Here is an 18,745-nt window from a genome sequence, read left to right as displayed (position 1 = left end):
AAGCTACTTACGTTATTGCTAGTAATTTTTCTGAAAATAAATTTCTGCTTTTTCTTCTAAAAGATTAAAATCACAACATCTATTTATTAGTCCTTTTTGTTTCTTATACTTTGTAACCTGATTATATACTATATTAGCATTTTTTAGTATTTGATTTTTTTTAGTTTTAATTACTTTGTATTCATTTTCAAGAAGGTCTTTATAATACTCATCACTAACCTCTTCAAACATCACTTTAGATATACACTCATCTATGACAGGAATCATATTATTCAAATTTATAACAGCATAATCCTTAACTTTTAAGAAATCTATAGATTCCTTCATTGAGTTATGCTTGTCTTTATATGAAGATAGTGGTGCTATATATTTAAATCCATTAATGGTAAAAAGTACTCCTATATATTTTCTAGTATGCTTCCTGTCCAATATTTTACTATTTGGAACTTTTTTATCAAATTTTCTCAAATAGTCAATATAATCATCTGTTACTTCATAGAACCAAATTTTATCCTCTGAGTTCATCTATTTCCCCCTATATATAAAAAAAGAAGCTTTCGCTTCTTTTAACTTTCCCACTTAATGGTAGGGTACACCTCTTTTAACTTTCCCACTTAATGGTAGGGTACACCTCTTTTAACTTTCCCACTTAATGGTAGGGTACACCTTTTATTAATTCTATTATATGAATATAATACTCATTTTGCAACTAAAATATTCTATAAATATAAATTTTTATATTAAAATTTTATTCCCATATATTTATATATTTAACTGGATATACTTTTATAGACTTATAATTTCGTCACATACTAATATTGCTCTTCTAGAAAATTATATATTCCACTAAAACCTTTTATCCCTATACCTATGCTAAAATTAGTTCTTGCAACTTCTCCATTTTCATATACGTAATTTACAATATATAATAATTATTAAACACTTCATATTTCAATCATAAATTTAGCTAACTTAACTCGTTGTGCTAGTTAGATTTAATTATTGAAAATACTAGAGTTTAGAATAGTTTATATTCTTTGTAAAAAACTTTATATAGTAATTTCAATATGTGTTGTAAAATAACTAGCACAACAAATTAATTTAATTCTCAATATATTAATATTGAGAAATATACATCAATAATATATTCAATTATTTTTATGTATTATTTATCAGATTTAAATAGATTTACACCTGATAAAATACAAATTAAAGCTTATGCTCCTGTTTTTTTATATATTTTATTTACATTTTATAATTTTTAAACCTATTTTTCATATAAAAAATAGGAGTTATTAAACTCCTATTTTTTTATATAATATTTCGTTGTTAAGTATCCAGATAGTACACCTATTGTATTTAGTATGATATCATCTATATCTGCACTACGACCAATTATATATTGAATAACCTCTATAATTAAAGTTGTAATTAATGAAATTATAATAACTTGTTTTGTATTAATACTATTTTTACACATTACATGTATAAAAAAACCAAATGGTATAAATAAAAATATATTTGCACATATATTTAAAACTGATACTTTTTTCCAAGTTGAAACATTTAAATTATTAGTAAAAATTTGTTCATACAATGTTTTAAATGGAATTATATTTATCTTAGCTAATGAATTCGACATATTTATATTAAAATAAAATTCACCTGTTTCACTTATAATTCCCATACTCCAATTAGGTATAATTGTTTGAGATACAACTCCCCAACAATAAATACAAAAAAACATTAAAATTAATTCATTAATTAATTTTATACTCTTATTTTTTTTCTTTATATAAACTAATCTAATTATTAAATAAATAGGTATGAAAAGTAACATATAAATTATCATTTTTTTTAAATAAAGCAAAATCAAAGACATTATTAATATTAAATTTCTATGATATAGTACCTGAAAAATTACTTGGTGCTTCAAACTTCAAATAGTAAAGAGAACTACTATCTAAACCTGTCACTTTTCCAGTTGCACTACTATTTGCATTAACATACAATGTTTCTGTTGCAAATAAAGAACCTGATTTGTAAATTTTAACAACCAATCTCTTTGAGCCATAATTTTTTATAGTATAATTTATAGTTGACTTACCCTTAAAATGCTTATTACTATATAATGTTGAAGCTTCTGCTTTGCCTGAAAAACTCAAACTCCCATTATTTAAATTTTGAAAACTTGATGTGGATGGCTTATCTAAACCATAAACTTCAATTCCATCATAAGTTTCACCACTTTCTAAAATAGTGTCTTGCATAATACTCGAATTTACATCTAAATTTTTCTGTGAATCCGCATAAACTCCTATAGAACTAACATTTAATAAAATAGCTGTCGCCATAGATAAAACTGCAATTTTTGATGGTTTTTTCATTAAATAATCCCCCCTATAAAATAAATATGATAATAAAATTCTACTTTTTACATACAACTCCTTTTTATTTTTCATAAATTTATACAAAAAACTTATATAAATTTATATAAGTCTTTTTTGTATTACATTTTCTTGTTTATTATTATAACTTTTATATTATAATAAGCTTAACATAATCAATTGAAAGATAGCATTTTCAATTGAATTTTTTCATAATTTAATATTTTTAATACTTTTTCTTTAATCTCGGCATACTTGTGTATGTTATTTTTTATACTCTCTATCATCTATATATGCTTTTAAATTCTTATATGCTCTGGAATAGTTCTTTCCAGTACCATTTTAAGGATATCTAATAATTGCTGTATATCTAATATTATATATTCTTTCTTATATCCTTTTTCTAACTTACTTCCCATCGTAAGTTGTTTAAATTTCTTATCTTCGATAACTATTGTTGTAAATTTAAGTTCTTGACCTTTTAAATCTTTTATGGTACTTATATCCCCATTTTTTTGTGTATCATAAGATTACCACTATTTAATAGAATATCTATATGCTTTATATAGATTTTACAAGTTCAATATATTTTTTTAATGTATTTCTACTAATATTATGCTTCTTCATTAAATCAACTTGTTTAATACTTCTATCAATTAAGAATAACTTTATATCATCTTTAAGTTCGTCACTCATTTTATCTAATTGACCAAATTTACGTCCACTTTTTTTAGTTGAAGCTTCAATACCTTGCTTTATCCTTTTAATAAATATTTCTCTTTCTTGTTGCACTCTATCAAGCTCGACTATTAAAAGAAGCTTTATAGTACCTTCTAAAGCTGTTTTTGTTACTAGTTGCTGACTATCTGCTATATTTGTTAATTGCTTTATGTAGTCTGTGCTTACAGTTGGATTATCCAGGAATATCAAATTAATTCCCTTATCCATAAGCTCCATATATTTCTCATATCCTTCTTCAGCTTGTCTTGTAAATCTTGATATTTCTTTAAATATTATTGTATCTCCTTCTTTTAAAATACCCTCTAGAGCTTTCCAATCATCTCGGTCAAATGTTGCTCCACTTATATCATCTTTAAATACTGTTCTACTATTATATTTTAAATTATTTATTTCAGCGTATTTTTCTAGAGCTTTATTTTGTCTTTGGAAACTTTGTTTATCTGATGCTTCTTTAGTTGATATTCTCATATAAAAATATGTATTATTCATTTTATCTCCTCCAAATATGATTTATTATATCAATTAAACGTACGTTTAATTGATAGTTTTATAATACTATCATTTTAACATTACATCAATATATTTTGATACTTTTAAACTATCCTAATACTTAAAAAGTTAATTTGACACTTTTGTATAAATTCTTTTTTACACTATTTGCAAATTCATAGTTGGAGTTTTTATGTATGAAAACAATAATAAAAAGGATAATAATTACTATTTTACACTTTCTATAGAAGCTGAACTTGTATTTTGTATGATAATCAATAGGATTATATTTAGGTGCCACTATTAGTCTTGCTTTAGATTATAAGAAGAAAAAATAGATTAAGTTTGAATATTAATCTAAAAAAGTAGGAGAATTTATATCAGCTCCTACTTTTATTTATAATATATTAAAATTATGAAATTATTAAAATTTAATATTTTTTGTCAGTTCTTAGTTATTATTCTCAGTTAAATTTACTATTATTGATTCTTGTTTAATTACTTCTCCGCTGTTAATATCAATTACTAAAGGTGTTATTTTTACTTTTGTATTATCTTTGAATATATTTTTATATCCTACTTCTACTTTACAACTTTGTTTTGATTCATCATAATTTGGAGTCATATATTAAATTTGATATTCTTCACCATTTTCATTTTCTAATTTTATTTCAATAGAGTATTTATCTGATATTTCATAACCATCTATATCTGTAGTCATTTGTATTTTTGTATAAATAGGTGATATATATAATCTATCTATTTGAAGGTCTTTATTTATTCCATCTATGTTTAGATTTATACTTTTATCTATTGTATACTCCTTATACTCTACTGTTGATTTTACTAAATCATCTTCTTTTATATCTAAATCTATACTCCAATCACCTTCTATCACTCCACCATAACGAACCTTTTCTCCCTCATTCATTTGTGCTGATAGATATATTTTTTTAGTATTTAATTTTATATTGTATATATTGTTATTAAATTTATCTATCTGATTTATTGGAATTGATGTTATTATAGTTGTACTTCCATCTTGTTCTATCTTAGCATCATCATTAGCTTGCCCACCTAGTACTATTTGCTTTTCTCCATTTATATAAGCTTCTAAACTATCTGCACCCAATGTGATAAAAGTTTCCCTATTCCCCCATTCATCAACATACCAATCTTTTTGTTGTTTTTCTGTTAAATCATCAAATGGATTAAACTTTCTATCATCTATATTCATTTCTATAATTAAATTTCCATCATCTATCATTAAATTTTTATATGTTACTTTTATATCTTTCTTTTCAACACTTTTATTTATTTCATATTTATATTGTTTCACTTCTTTATATTTAAAATCTAATATGTTTTGTATACTATGCCAAACTGTTTCTACATTTGCCCATACACTTTCATTAAATATCGCTCCATAACCTAATACAACTGCTAAAGATGCTACCACTGCTAATTTTTTATAAGATGACTTTCTTGATTTTATTTTTGATTTCATTCTATTTTTAATTTTATCATTGTTATCAAACTTAATTTCTTTATATTCATCTATATCTATTTTTACATCATTTAATATTTCAAATTTATCTTTCATTATATTTTATCTCCTTTATTTAGATATTCTCTCTCTTATTTTCTTTCTTCCTCTTGATATGCGATTATATATATTAGATACACTTATATTATGTTTAAAAGCAATTTCTTTTAAAGTATGCCCCTCTAAATAATGTTGTTTAAATAAAGTCCTATCACTTTCATTTAAATGGCTTAATATATCATTTACTTCTTCTTCTATTTCAGATTTTAATAATTGCTCATCTATATAATAAATTGTTTCACTCATATCCATATATTCTATTTTTGATAAATACTTTTTTTTATAATCAATTGCTTTATATTTTGATATTGCACATATCCAATTTTTAAAGCTATTTTTACTATTATCAAAGCTTTTTATATTATCCCAAATAGATAACAAAACATCATCTACACACTCTTCTTCATAATTTATTAATACTCCTAAGTGTCTTCTTACTATAGCAGTTATAATCCCTCTATAGTTATCTATTAAAAGTTCCATTCCTTTCTCTTTTTTCTTTTTTATGTATTTAATAATTAATTCGTCCTGCAAGTTTACTTCCTCCTTCTGTAAAAGCTTTTACAATTAGTAATACGATAAATTATATATATTCCTATCAATTAATTTTAATTTTTTTATTTTTATATAAGGTTATGTTTTAACACTCTGTTGAAATTAGATAAGTTTTAAATAGTAAAAAAACCAATAGCTGTATGAAAAGCAAATACAACTATTGGTCTAGTTCGCATTATATTAAATTTGTTCATTATATTTTATAATCTATATTTAATTTTACAATATTTTTTAACCTAAACTACAACTATACAACAATTAATTCACTTCTTTAATTAATTTAATCACTTCATCTTTGCCATTTAAATCTTCTATAACAAAATCAAATTCATCTAAATTATCAAATTTACTTGCTTCAAATGTTATTTCAACTATATCTTTTCCATTCTCTGATTCCATCCATCCTGGTCTATCAGTTCTGTATTCAATTCCATCTTCATTAACTAATTTAACCTTTGATATTATGCTTTCATCTATAGGCGTATTTACCATAAACTTAACTTTTATTCCTGTAGCCATACATTTTGCTTCTAGGACTTCTACATTATCATTACTTACAGTTGCAATGTAATTCACCATATCATTATTTGTCATATGTTCATCAAGTTTAATATCTAATTTCCAATCACCTTTTAAGTTTGCTATTTTATTAGTTTGTAAGTTTAAGCTCTTTATTTCTCCTAGGTTCCCTTCTGATGAATTTAACATTATATCAAAATACACATTCCCATTATCTATATCTTTAATGTCAACTGATTCATCCACACCTGATAGTAACCAGACTTCTTTTCCATTTTCGTCAATAATAGGCTTTGTCCCTGTCCCTTCTTTATCATCATAGAATTGTATTACCCTACCTTTATCATCAGTTATATTGAAAGCATTAATACTTGGTCCATTTTCAACATACTTAAATTTTTTTATACTCTTAATATCTTCTGATGAAACTTTAAATTTTAAGTTTATCATAGTAGGGTCAACAACCGCTTTTACAACTTCTATCTTTATCCCATTACTTTCGCTATAAGCTCCTTCTATATTCTGTTCATATCCATTATCTATAGCTGTTTGTACTCCTTTGTATCTTCCATTAAAAATTAAATCTTTCAAATTTGCAAGGACAGGACTAGTCAGAGTTATACCTCCAACAATTACTACTGTAGCTACTGCTATATTTTTCTTACCAAATAAGTTCCTTTTATTTTTCATATCTTTACTCCCCATATCTCTTATAATATTGAATGCATCTTCTTTTTTGTTTCTTATGCTCATAGGTATTGATTCTTCTTTATTTAATAAATTCTTTATCTCATCATCTATGTTCTTACGCATGCTTATCTACCTCCTCATGATTCTTTAGTAAGAAATTTTTAAGATATTTCTTTCCCCTCAAAAGTCTTGATTTTATAGTATTTTCATTTTCGTTCAGTATCTCGCTAATCTCTCTTGCATTAAATCCATCTACATAATACAAACTTAGAACTAATTTATATTCACTACCCAACTTTTTAAAACATTCATCAAATTCTAATCTTCTATCAATATCTTCTTCATAAAATTCTTCCTTAGTATATTTCTCTATAAACACAATGTTTTTATTCGCTCTAACTATATCATTGCACTTATTAATCAATATTTTTGTTAACCAAGTTTTAAAGTACTTTGAATTTTTCAAATTATTAATGCTTTTATATGCTGATAATATGGTTTCTTGGATAGCATCTCCTATATCCTCTTCATTGTTTAGTATAGCTTTTGCTGTTTTATACATAGTCAATTCATGTTTATCTATTAGACTAATAAAAGCTTCGCTATTACCTTTTATCGCTTTTTTTATTAAAATATCCACATTTTCCTCCATTACATTTATTAGTTTTACTTTCTATATTTATTAGACGCAATACTTTATTATTTCGGTGCATTTATGTTAAATTTTATTATAAAGTATATTTATCAACTTTTTTAATTTTAAATTCTTCAATAAAAATAGGAGCATCTGCTCCTATTTTCAAATTCGTATTATATAACAATTGTGAACTTTAATTATATTATATATCATAAATAAAGTTCACAGAGAATAAACTAAAAAAGAAATATTAAAAATACTATATTTTTAATATTTCTTTTTTTATTCAATATTTATTTATAAAACTTAGATTTCCTAGATATTTTTTATAAATGTCTATATGAGATATAGATATCTTTATATCATTTATATCTAATTTTAAGTCTAATAAAACATTTCTACCATCCAATTTATATGTACTCAGTTTACTTCTTATATAGTTGTATTCTTGATTCACACTCTTTTTATCTAAAATAGCTTTTACATTTTTCTTAGCTATATTATCCCAAGTTATAATTTTAAATCTAAATGATATGTTATCTCTTTTAAATATCTCTTTTACAGCTATACAAGACATTATTATACTATCAATAATTCGATTAATATTTTGGCTATTATTCACATCCATAACTACAATCTCCACTACTTTAGTATCTATTAGGTCTGTTATACTCTCTATATGTATGTTTGCATTTATTAGTTTATCAATAGTTATATTATTCATTTTATTTCCTTTATATAAAAACTTAATATTATCTCTATCTAAATCTGAATAAGATATTTCATTGTTATTAAACTTCTTTTTTCTTCCAGATTCTAGATTCCTTAACATATTTTTATGGCTTTCTAGCCCTCTTATATACATTTCTTGCTCATATAGGTTTAAATTATATTTACTCATAAGCATTTCATGATAAAAAATACCTTTCATTTTATTGTATATTAAAGTACTATTCAAATCATACATTTTGTCCAGAAAATTATTCCAATCATATAAGTCATAAGCATCGATTACTTTTATTATTCTATCAAGCTTAAAAACACTTGTTATAGCCCTTTTATCTATAGACTTAGGTATAGATGCAACTTGATTACTAGATTTCTTGTTCAATAAAAATCTAATTGCAAATTTTTTAAGAATTATTACTTTATTTTTGCTATATAAAAAGTTTTGTTTCTTTATTATTTGTAACCTCTCTAGCTGTGATAATACCTTTCTTGTTTGATAATCACTTCTTGATATATACAGCTTTCTACATATCTCATAAAACTGCTTCTGTAGCATAACTCCATTTCCAAGTATAAATATAATTTCTAAATATACACGATATTTTCTACATATTTCAAATTTATCTTCAGTTTTAATCATTATATCACCTCCTCTATAAAATCACTTCTACGTAGATTTTATTCTGTATTTTTAGCATTCTATAAATATAGCTTCTATACCTAATAGATTTAAAAACTTTTCTTTCTTATTTAAATCTCTCTCCCTATATGAAGGTGATATAATTTCTATACCATAGGCTGTATTAGTTTCACGGTCAACTATTATTGCATCAACTGGTGATATATCAAGATAATTTAATGTTCTTTGATTATATTGATATGATAAATTAATTCTATCATTCATTATTAATAAAACTTCCGTTTCAGTTATCCATTTATATCTTTGTAAATCAATATTTAAATATATTTCTTGTAGCTTACTACAATGTCTTATAGACCTATATGTATAACTATTTTTTAATCCGTACTTTTTTGACATAATTTTTTTAGCTTTAGATGTTAACTTATACCCTTTATTCCCATTTTCGTATACTAACTCTATAATGTCATTTTCTCTATATAAGTTAATCCTATAGCTGGAGACATTCATAAGTTCTAATCCGTACTGAGTTACAACACCACAAGAATATAGCATTTTTAAAAATTCTTTATCTTTATTTATTTCAGTTTTAATCACCTCCATATTATAATTTTTATTTTAATAAAGGAAGGTTGTATACTTATATTACCTTCCTTCCTAAATTCTCAATCTTCTAATGAAGATACATAATTATATTTAAATTTAATCAAATTTATAAATACTAAGTCATTTTTTATTAAAATCTATTATAAATCAAACGGATTTTTTATATAATAAATCCTTTCATTACCTAAATATTCTTTGCTCTTTGGTATTAAAATTGGATTAATATTAAGCTCCTCTAATATAGATATAGCTTTCTTAAATTTATACTGTGTGTATTTTATTTTATTATTATCTAGAGTTATTTGCTTAGCACCTGTAACACCTTTTTCTGATATGTCTATAAGAAATTCTCTAACAAATTGTTTATCTTTATCACTTATACTACTTTTATTTATTATTTTATTAGCTTCACGTATATTATAATAATCTCCTTTATACACTATTTTTTGTATATTAGATAACATATACTTTACTTGTAATGATTTACTAAAATAGTTTTTTAAATTTTTTTCTATATTGTATTTTCTTTTATTATAATTTAAATGCTTATTTAGTAACTTAACTTCAAATCTTAGCATACATCTTTCGTAATACTCACATTTTTTATTTCTATCTTTTCTTTCTTGCTCTTTATCATATATTATAATTTGCATACTTTTTGAATCATATCTAATACTCGTTTTATATTTCTTCTTACTCTTCTTTTTTTTAAATCCATGCTTATCAATCATTTTTTTATATAAATGAAGTAGTATCAATCTTTCAGCATTGGAGCTTATATATTTATCAAATCTATAATCTACTCTAATTAATGTAAGCTCTAAGATATATCCCACAAGATGTTCTATCTTTTCATCAATTTTTTTCTTTACTTCATAATAATCTTCTTCATATATATTTCCTCTATTTAATATTTTTGTAACATCTGCAAATATAGTTACTTGATAATAAAGCTCTCTATTTTTACCTGATAATTTAATGCTTTCGTCATTACCATTTATATCTTTTATAATTTCTTCTATATTTTTTTTAAATCTTTTTTCTATATTATCTTTTTCCTCAAATGACAAATTTGTATATAATTGTATCGTATGTATCATATTATCCTCCCATTTTTTGTCAGGAAATTAAATTTCATATTAAATATACATTTAATCAATATTTAACAAATATTTTTTTCCCAAAACCGACTATATTTATTTAGTATTTAAATTTATATCTTTTATATTAAATTTCTATCAATCATACTAAATTTATTTTTTAGCTTCAATATCAAAACGGTTTTATCTAAATATAAAAAATATTTTAAATTTTCTATTATTTTCTTCCGTAAAATTTTAATATTTACTATATAAAAAAATAATGATATTATATAAACTAAGATTTATTATTTAATAATATATAATATTGATAAAAATTTTTTTATAGATGAACCTATGTCTCTTTAAAAAAAACAATGAAATGTATTACATTTTTAGTTGTTTTAGATAAGGAGATTTTTTTATGGAAAAATACGAAAATAACTTAAATTGGAATGATGTTTTAAAACTGTTTTTAGATGATGTTATTGATAATTGCTTAAATGAGTATTACCAAGAGCTTCTTTCATCAAATGATTCAAATAAGGAGGTAATACTTTAATGAAAGCTGGAATATATATACGTGTATCAACAGATAAAGAATCTCAAGAAACATCATTAGAATATCAAGAACTTGCTTGTAGAGATTTTGCAAAGGCTCATGGCTTTGAAGTATATAATGTTTATCATGATATTTTCACTGGAACTAAAAGTGGTCGTTATAATAAGCGTGATGGATATAATAAAATAGTTAAAGATGCTTTATCTAAAAATATAGATGTTATTATAGTAAAAGACCTTTCTCGACTTTCTAGAAATGCTTTAGAACTTGAATATTTACGAGACCATGTAGTTGCTAAAAATTTTCATATCGTAACATTGAGTGGTGATATAAATAGTATAAAAGGAAATATAAGTTTATTTTCAACATATATACTTATTTATTCAGAGGAAAGTAAAATAACTAGTTTAAGAACTAAACAAAGTAAAAAAACAATGGCTAAAAGTGGTATATTTATTGGTTCAACACCACCTTATGGGTACTGTTGCATAGAAGGAAAACTATATATTAAAGATGATGAATCCCCTAAAGTAGTGCAAAGAATATTTAGTGATTATGTATCAGGAGAATCTGCTGAGTCTATAGCAAAAAAATTGACTGAAGAAAATATTATTACTCCTAGTCAATTATTAAATAAGAAAAATGCTTCAAGTAAATGGAGTTCTTCAACTATAAGAAAAATACTAGTTAATCAGCACTATATCGGTAATTTGGTACAAGGAAAAACTGAAGCTGTTAATACTATATATAAAAATAGAGTTAATAATTCTAAAAATGATTATATTGTAGTTGAAAAAACACATGAACCTATAATTAGTACGCAACAATTTAATTTAGTTAAAGATATAATTGAATCTAGAAAACCCAATACAAAGGTTGCAAGAAAAACACATTTATTTAGTAATCTTATATACTGTGAAGCTTGTGGAAGAGCTATGTCACTTAGGAATAATGATTACATATGCTCTGGTCGTTTAAAGTATGGTAAAAAAACATGTTGTACTGAAAAAATAAAGAAAATTGACTTAGTAAATTTATTGACTAAAAATATAATTGATAAAATCGATAATTCTGACTCAGGTTTTTTACTTAACTATATAGAAAGAAGACTAAATAAAAATATAAGGAAATCTAAGTCTACTTTAACTAACCTTCATATAGAAAAAAAGAGACTAGAAAATAGGAAAAAAAAAGCTTTTGATATGCACTTAGATTGTGAAATCACTATAAATGAATACAATATAGCTATTGCTGAATTAGATAATAATATAAATGATATCTTAAAAAATATACATGCTATTGAATCTATGTTGATGGTAAAAGATAAAATAGATTTACCACGTGATTTCGATTTATTAAAGTCAAGAATCATCAAATCAGCATCTTTAAACCCTCAAATATTAAATTACTTTATAAAAAAAATAGAAATTACTAAATTAGGTGAACCTAAAATCTACTATAGATTTTAGGTCTCATCCTCTAATTTATATCCTATCTAGAATTATATTCCTATAAATATTATAATAATTATATTAAGGTAAATAATACTACATCTTCAAGCAAAGGAGATGTTTATAATGAAATGTGCAATTTATATAAGAGTTTCAACTGATAAAGAGGAACAAAAAACTTCTTTACAAAATCAAAAAGACTTATTTTTTAAATATATCTCAGATAAAGGCTGGGATATTGGCAAAATGTATATCGATATAGAATCTGGAACTAAAGATAAAAGAGAACAGTTTCAACAAATGATATCTGATGCAAAAAATAAAAAATTTGAAATTATATTAGCTAAAGAACTTTCTAGGATAGCTAGAAATGGTAAACTATCGTATGAAGTAAAGTCGTTAGCTGAAAATAACAATATACACATTATAACTTTAGACAATGCTATAAATACTATTGAAGGTAACACTCATATGTTTGGTATGTATGCTTGGATGTATGAACAAGAATCTCAAAGAATTAGTGACAGAGTTAAATATGCATTAAAATCTAGAGCTGAAAAAGGATTATTTAAAGGTTCTATTCCTCCATATGGCTATTACTGTAAAGATGGTAAGTTATTCATTAGAAATGATTTTACACCTGGCATAGTTAAAAGAATATTTAATGAATACATAAGTGGTGTAGGTTTTGATGCTATTGCAAGAGGTTTATATAATGATGATATTCCTAGCCCTAGCCAAGTGGCAGGTATAACAAATGCATCATCCAAGTGGCATGGTTCATCTGTAAGATGTATTTTAGAAAATCCTCATTTTATAGGTGATTTAGTGCAAGGAAGAAGCACAACGAAAAGTGTTACTTCTACTAGAAGAGAAATTATATCTAATGATGATTTAATTATAGTAAAAAATACGCATGAAGCTATAATATCTAAAGATGATTTTTATGCAGTTCAGAAGCTAATATCATCTCGTAGAAGAAAAAGGCCTGCTCAAAGTACACATCTATTTAGTAATATTCTTATATGTGCTGATTGTAGTCATGGAATGCATTTTAAAAAGAATAGAAAGGGATATATTTGTGGTAACTTTAATAAACATGGTCTTAAAGCTTGTAGTTCTCATATAATACGTGAACAAAATCTTAAAGATATAATCATGTGTGACTTAGATTTTATATGTAATTCTACAAATAATAAATCATTTTTTAAGGCTCTTAATTTCAACTTAAATATAGAGTCTAAATCTAGTAAAAATAAACTAGATAGTATAAATAATAAAATTTTAAAATTAACTATAAGAAAAAATAATGCTCTTAATAAATTTATAGATGATTTTATTAGTAAGGATGATTATGATACTATCGTAGAAAATATTAACTTAGAACTAAATGAATTAAAAAATAGAAAACTTTCTATTGAAAGCACTATGAATACAAATTTCAAAGCTAATATAAGCAACAATATAAGCTATTTTAAAAGTATAGCTTATACTATTACTGAACTAACACCTAATGTTATAAATAGATTAATAGATAAAATCGAAGTAGATGAAGATGGTACTCCGAGAATTTATTACCGATTATCGGAGCCATCTATATGTTTATCTGATTTTATAAATCAGACTTCTTAACTATCTTCGCACAGCACTCAACGTGCATTGTATGTGGGAACATATCCACTGGTTGTATTTCTAAACACTTATAACCTCTTTCATCTAAATAAGCTAAATCTCTAGCCAAAGTAGATGGGTTACAAGAAACATACACAACTCTATCCGGCTTCATTGAAACTATAGTATCAAGAACCTTCTCATCACACCCTTTTCTTGGTGGATCCACAACTACTACATTTGCAGTTTTACCTTCTTTATACATTTTAGGAACTACTTCTTCTGCTTTTCCAACATAAAACTCAACATTATCTAGTTTATTTAAGTTAGCATTTATTTTAGCATCTTTTATTGCATCTTCTACTATTTCTATACCATATACTTTTTTAGCCTTCTGAGCCAAGAATAATGATATAGTACCTATTCCACAATATATATCAAATACTGTATCATTCTCTTTTAAATCCGCATACTCTAAAGCCTTATTATATAAAACTTCAGTTTGAGCAGGATTTACTTGGAAGAATGATAGTGGAGATATCTCAAAAACTAAATCTCCTATATAATCATTTATTTTTCCGTCTCCATAAACAACTATATTTTCTTTGCCTAAGATAACATTTGTTTTTTCTCTATTTACATTTACAACTAATGTCTTAAATCCAGGAACATTTTCTTCTAAAACTGATGCTAACTCTTTTAAATATGGTAATTTTCTTCCATTCGCAACTAGAACTACCATAACTTCATTTGTTGTAAATCCTATCTTTGTTACTAAATGTCTTAAAACTCCAGTATGAGTTTTTTCATCATAAATACTTACTTTATATGCATTTATATAAGTTTTAATTATTTTCATAATTTTGTCATTTATCTCATGCTGTATAACACATTTATCAGTAGGTATTATGTCATGACTTTTCTTTTTATAGAATCCTATTAAAGGGTTTGACCCAACCTTTTGTATTGGGAATTGAGCTTTATTTCTATATCTTATTGGATCTTCCATACCTAGAGTTTCATGTATTAATACATTTTCTAATTTTCCGATCCTATTTATTACTTGTTTAACTTCATTAGTTTTTATATCAAGCTGCTTTTGATAATCCAACTCTTGAATTTGGCATCCTCCGCATTCTTTCAAACTATCATTGCATCTTCTCTTTACTCTGTATGGTGATTCTTCTATTATCTCAACTATATCTCCTACAGCATAATTTTTCTTTGATTTATTGATTTTTACTTTTACTTTATCTTTTATTAGTCCGCCATCTACAAATACTGTAAAACCATCGTATTTACCTATTCCAACGCCACCTTGACCTATATCAACTATATCTACTATATACTCTTTATTTTTTGACAACATAGGTTAATCCTCCGTACATATTATTTAAGAAACTACAAGAATTTATTTTACCAAAAAAACAAGAGCTTATAAAGCCCTTATATAAATAAATCTTTACTTTTAAATCCTATGATATTAATATTTTAGGATAAAAGTTAACATTGATGTATATATTACTTTTATGGTCTAAGTCTTATTCAAATATTAGAATATAAAAGAACCACTAAGTTTATTAGTAACCTAGTGGCCAAATAATTTAAATATATAATAACAGTTTCATTATATATTCTAAGTAATTTTATAACAATTATTTAAGCTCTTATAAGACTCTTGTTGAACCTCTGTATATCGCTCCTCTTGAAGCATCTACTGTTATAACTTCTCCATCTTTAACTAAATCAAGTATATTATAAGCAGATACAACTACAGCCTTATTTAAGTTTAAACCTACTATAGCCGCATGAGATGTCATTCCGCCATCTTCTGTTACTATAGCTCCAGCCCTTTCTATATAAGGATTCATTTCTATGTCAGTCATTGTAGTAACTAATATATCACCTTCATTAAAGTCTTCGCATACTTGGCCGGACTTAACTATATGAACCTTACCTTCTACAGTTTTGTCTCCTACACCTATACCTTGAACTATTTCTTCACTAATAACATGAACTTTTATTAAGTTTGTTGTTCCGCTTACACCAACTGGAACACCTGATGTTACTACAACTAATTCTCCATCGTTTACATACTTAGCATCTTTAGCTGCGTCTATAGAATTTTCTATAACCTCATCAGTATTAGATGCTAAATCAGATTTAACCGGATATACTCCCCAACTAAGGTTTAATTGTCTCATAACTTTATCATTTGCAGTAGCAGCAACTATTGGAGATTGTGGTCTAAATTTAGATACCATTTTTGCAGTATATCCTGAAGATGTAGCTGTTACTATAGCTGATGCATTTAATGAAACTGCAGTTGAGCAAGTTGCATAACTTATAGCGTCGGTTACTGTTTCATGATTAGTTGAATTTTCTTTTAATAACTTAGAATAATCTAAAGTCTGCTCTGTTCTTCTAGCTATTGTAGCCATTGTTTTTACAGCTTCAATTGGATATTTTCCTGCAGCAGTTTCTCCCGATAGCATTATTGCATCAGTTCCGTCATATATTGCATTTGCAACATCTGTTACTTCTGCTCTTGTTGGTCTTGGATTTCTTATCATAGAGTCTAGCATTTGAGTAGCTGTTATAACTGGCTTAGCTGCTTCTTTACATTTTTTTATCATCATCTTTTGAACTATAGGCATTTCTTCTGTTGGTATTTCAACTCCAAGATCTCCTCTTGCTACCATTATACCGTCAGATACTTTTAATATTTCATCTAAGTTATCTACACCTTCTTGGTTTTCTATCTTAGATATTATTTTTATATCTGTAGCATTATTATTTTCTAATATTTCTCTTATAGCTAATACATCCGATGCCTTTCTAACGAAAGATGCAGCTATAAAATCTATTCCTTGACTTATACCAAATTCTATATCACTTATATCTTTTGGAGTTATTGCTGGTAAGTTTATTTTTACTCCTGGAACATTAACTCCTTTATGATTTTTAACTACACCTGAGTTCTCAACAACACAAATTATATCAGCATCATTTATTTCTTGAACTCTAAGGCCAACTAAACCATCATCTATTAATATCATGTCCCCAGTTTTAACATCTTTAACAAGGTCCTTATAGCTTACTGTACACATTTCTTTTGTTCCTATAACATCTTTCATTGTTATAGTAAACTTACTTCCTTCTTCTAAGAAAACTTCAGGATCAGCAAATTGACCAGTTCTTATTTCAGGTCCTTTTGTATCTAATAATAATGCAACAGGCTTATTTAATTTTTCCCTAACTTTTTTTGCTATATCTAGCCTTTCTTTATGCTCTTCATGTGACCCGTGAGAGAAGTTAAATCTACATACATTTAACCCATTTTCTACTAGCTGAGTTAGTATTTCTTCACTTTCGGAAGCTGGTCCTAATGTACAAACTATTTTAGTTCTTTTTACATTTTTAAGCATTTATATTTTCCTCCTAATTATATAGATAATATTTTTGCCATTTCATAAGTTTCTTTATCAAAAGCTCTAGTCATTGAAAGAGCTTCATTTATATCCATATCTATAATTTTATTATCTCTTACTCCTATAACTCTGGCTGATTTTCCATCTAGTAATAATTCAACTGCTCTAACTCCCATTCTACTTGCAAGAATTCTATCAAATACAGATGGACATCCACCTCTTTGTACATGACCTAAAACAGTTACCCTTAAATCTGCACCTGTTTCTTTTATTATTTCCTTACCTAAATCACTAGCATTTCCTACACCTTCAGCTAAAACTATTATACTATGTCTTTTGCCTCTTTTTTGTGTAGTTCTTAATCTATTACATATATCTTCAATCTTAAAATCTACTTCTGGAACTATTATAGTTTCTGCTCCACCTGCAAGACCTGAATATAAAGCTAAGTCACCACAGTGTCTCCCCATAACTTCAACTATATTAACTCTTTCATGAGATGAAGAAGTATCTCTTATTTTACTTATTGCATCTGCTACAGTATTCATAGCTGTATCAAATCCTATTGTATAATCTGTATAAGCTAAATCATTATCTATCGTTCCTGGTATTCCTATTGCTGGAAATCCTAAATCACTTAGTTTTTGAGCACCATTAAATGAGCCATCTCCACCTATTACAACTAAGAAATCTATTTTATATTTTTTAAGTACTTTTACACCTTGTAATCTTCCTTCTTCTGTTTTAAACTCTTCACATCTAGAAGATTTTAATATTGTCCCCCCCCTATGTATTATGTCACCAACAGAAGATAAATCCATTTCAACTAAGTCTTCTTCTAATAATCCCTTATATCCTCTATTTATGCCATATACTTTGCAACCATAATATATAGCTGATCTTACTACAGCTCTTATAGCTGCATTCATTCCTGGAGCATCTCCTCCACTTGTTAAAATCCCTATAGTCTTCATAGTATTTCCTCCTGATTTCTATATTAGGGACTTTTTAA

The 18,745-nt window shown here is 25.5% G+C and carries 18 protein-coding genes; 3 read left to right on the top strand and 15 right to left on the bottom strand.

Annotated features, from left to right (window positions below; translation table 11 throughout):
• Window positions 1-18: 18 nt before the first annotated feature.
• The 12 genes from HF520_RS14610 to HF520_RS14555 all read right to left on the bottom strand — a co-directional run bounded on the left by HF520_RS14610 (window position 19) and on the right by HF520_RS14555 (window position 10,699).
• The gene (locus HF520_RS14610) at window positions 19-525 is read right to left on the bottom strand and encodes a type III toxin-antitoxin system ToxN/AbiQ family toxin (protein WP_168574610.1); all 507 of its coding nucleotides are present in this window, start codon (window positions 523-525) and stop codon (window positions 19-21) included.
• A gap of 778 nt (window positions 526-1,303) precedes the next feature.
• On the bottom strand, window positions 1,304-1,687 hold the full coding sequence (locus HF520_RS14605; protein WP_243155157.1) for a VanZ family protein: 384 nt from the start codon (window positions 1,685-1,687) through the stop codon (window positions 1,304-1,306).
• A 211-nt stretch (window positions 1,688-1,898) separates the two neighbouring features.
• Window positions 1,899-2,387, bottom strand: coding sequence for a hypothetical protein (locus tag HF520_RS14600; RefSeq protein WP_168574608.1), 489 nt, complete (start codon window positions 2,385-2,387; stop codon window positions 1,899-1,901).
• Window positions 2,388-2,948: 561 nt separating this feature from the next.
• Window positions 2,949-3,617, bottom strand: a complete 669-nt coding sequence (locus tag HF520_RS14595; RefSeq protein ID WP_168574607.1) for a recombinase family protein — start codon at window positions 3,615-3,617, stop codon at window positions 2,949-2,951.
• A 451-nt stretch (window positions 3,618-4,068) separates the two neighbouring features.
• Window positions 4,069-4,242, bottom strand: a complete 174-nt coding sequence (locus HF520_RS14590; protein ID WP_168574606.1) for a hypothetical protein — start codon at window positions 4,240-4,242, stop codon at window positions 4,069-4,071.
• A gap of 3 nt (window positions 4,243-4,245) precedes the next feature.
• On the bottom strand, window positions 4,246-5,220 hold the full coding sequence (locus HF520_RS14585; RefSeq protein ID WP_168574605.1) for a DUF4179 domain-containing protein: 975 nt from the start codon (window positions 5,218-5,220) through the stop codon (window positions 4,246-4,248).
• Window positions 5,221-5,235: 15 nt separating this feature from the next.
• Window positions 5,236-5,757, bottom strand: coding sequence for a sigma-70 family RNA polymerase sigma factor (locus HF520_RS14580; RefSeq protein WP_168574604.1), 522 nt, complete (start codon window positions 5,755-5,757; stop codon window positions 5,236-5,238).
• A 279-nt stretch (window positions 5,758-6,036) separates the two neighbouring features.
• Window positions 6,037-7,110 (bottom strand): DUF4179 domain-containing protein, encoded by a 1,074-nt coding sequence (locus HF520_RS14575; protein ID WP_168574603.1) that lies wholly within the window; start codon window positions 7,108-7,110, stop codon window positions 6,037-6,039.
• Complete coding sequence (locus tag HF520_RS14570; protein ID WP_168574602.1) at window positions 7,103-7,627, bottom strand: RNA polymerase sigma factor; 525 nt, start codon at window positions 7,625-7,627, stop codon at window positions 7,103-7,105. Before HF520_RS14570 ends, HF520_RS14575 begins: the two co-directional genes overlap by 8 nt.
• A 283-nt stretch (window positions 7,628-7,910) precedes the next feature.
• Window positions 7,911-8,993 carry a hypothetical protein gene (locus HF520_RS14565; RefSeq protein WP_168574601.1) on the bottom strand — a complete coding sequence of 361 codons (1,083 nt, stop codon included), beginning with the start codon at window positions 8,991-8,993 and terminating at the stop codon, window positions 7,911-7,913.
• Window positions 8,994-9,044: 51 nt separating this feature from the next.
• Window positions 9,045-9,590 (bottom strand): hypothetical protein, encoded by a 546-nt coding sequence (locus tag HF520_RS14560; protein ID WP_168574600.1) that lies wholly within the window; start codon window positions 9,588-9,590, stop codon window positions 9,045-9,047.
• Window positions 9,591-9,739: 149 nt separating this feature from the next.
• Window positions 9,740-10,699, bottom strand: a complete 960-nt coding sequence (locus HF520_RS14555; protein ID WP_168574599.1) for a hypothetical protein — start codon at window positions 10,697-10,699, stop codon at window positions 9,740-9,742.
• 403 nt (window positions 10,700-11,102) lie between these two features.
• Here HF520_RS14555 and HF520_RS14550 point away from each other — a divergent pair, with 403 nt between their 5' ends.
• The 3 genes from HF520_RS14550 (at window position 11,103) to HF520_RS14540 (ending at window position 14,323) form a co-directional block, all read left to right on the top strand.
• Entirely contained in the window at window positions 11,103-11,240 is a 138-nt protein-coding gene (locus tag HF520_RS14550) for a hypothetical protein (protein ID WP_168574598.1), read from the top strand.
• Window positions 11,240-12,709: a recombinase family protein gene (locus HF520_RS14545; protein ID WP_168574597.1), complete on the top strand. Its 1,470-nt coding sequence runs from the start codon at window positions 11,240-11,242 to the stop codon at window positions 12,707-12,709. Before HF520_RS14550 ends, HF520_RS14545 begins: the two co-directional genes overlap by 1 nt.
• 108 nt (window positions 12,710-12,817) lie before the next feature.
• Window positions 12,818-14,323: a recombinase family protein gene (locus tag HF520_RS14540; RefSeq protein ID WP_168574596.1), complete on the top strand. Its 1,506-nt coding sequence runs from the start codon at window positions 12,818-12,820 to the stop codon at window positions 14,321-14,323.
• Here HF520_RS14540 and rlmD read toward each other — a convergent pair.
• From rlmD to pfkA, 3 genes are all read right to left on the bottom strand, one after another.
• Complete coding sequence (gene rlmD, locus HF520_RS14535) at window positions 14,304-15,671, bottom strand: 23S rRNA (uracil(1939)-C(5))-methyltransferase RlmD (RefSeq protein ID WP_168574595.1); 1,368 nt, start codon at window positions 15,669-15,671, stop codon at window positions 14,304-14,306. The genes HF520_RS14540 and rlmD overlap by 20 nt on opposite strands.
• A 298-nt stretch (window positions 15,672-15,969) precedes the next feature.
• Window positions 15,970-17,730: a pyruvate kinase gene (gene pyk, locus HF520_RS14530; RefSeq protein ID WP_168574594.1), complete on the bottom strand. Its 1,761-nt coding sequence runs from the start codon at window positions 17,728-17,730 to the stop codon at window positions 15,970-15,972.
• Between the two features lie 17 nt (window positions 17,731-17,747).
• Window positions 17,748-18,707, bottom strand: coding sequence for a 6-phosphofructokinase (pfkA, locus tag HF520_RS14525; protein ID WP_168574593.1), 960 nt, complete (start codon window positions 18,705-18,707; stop codon window positions 17,748-17,750).
• Between the last annotated feature and the right edge of the window lie 38 nt (window positions 18,708-18,745).

Source organism: Romboutsia sp. CE17 (assembly GCF_012317385.1).
In the GTDB taxonomy this organism is placed as follows: domain Bacteria; phylum Bacillota; class Clostridia; order Peptostreptococcales; family Peptostreptococcaceae; genus Romboutsia_E.
This window is presented reverse-complemented; position numbering and strand designations above follow the sequence as displayed.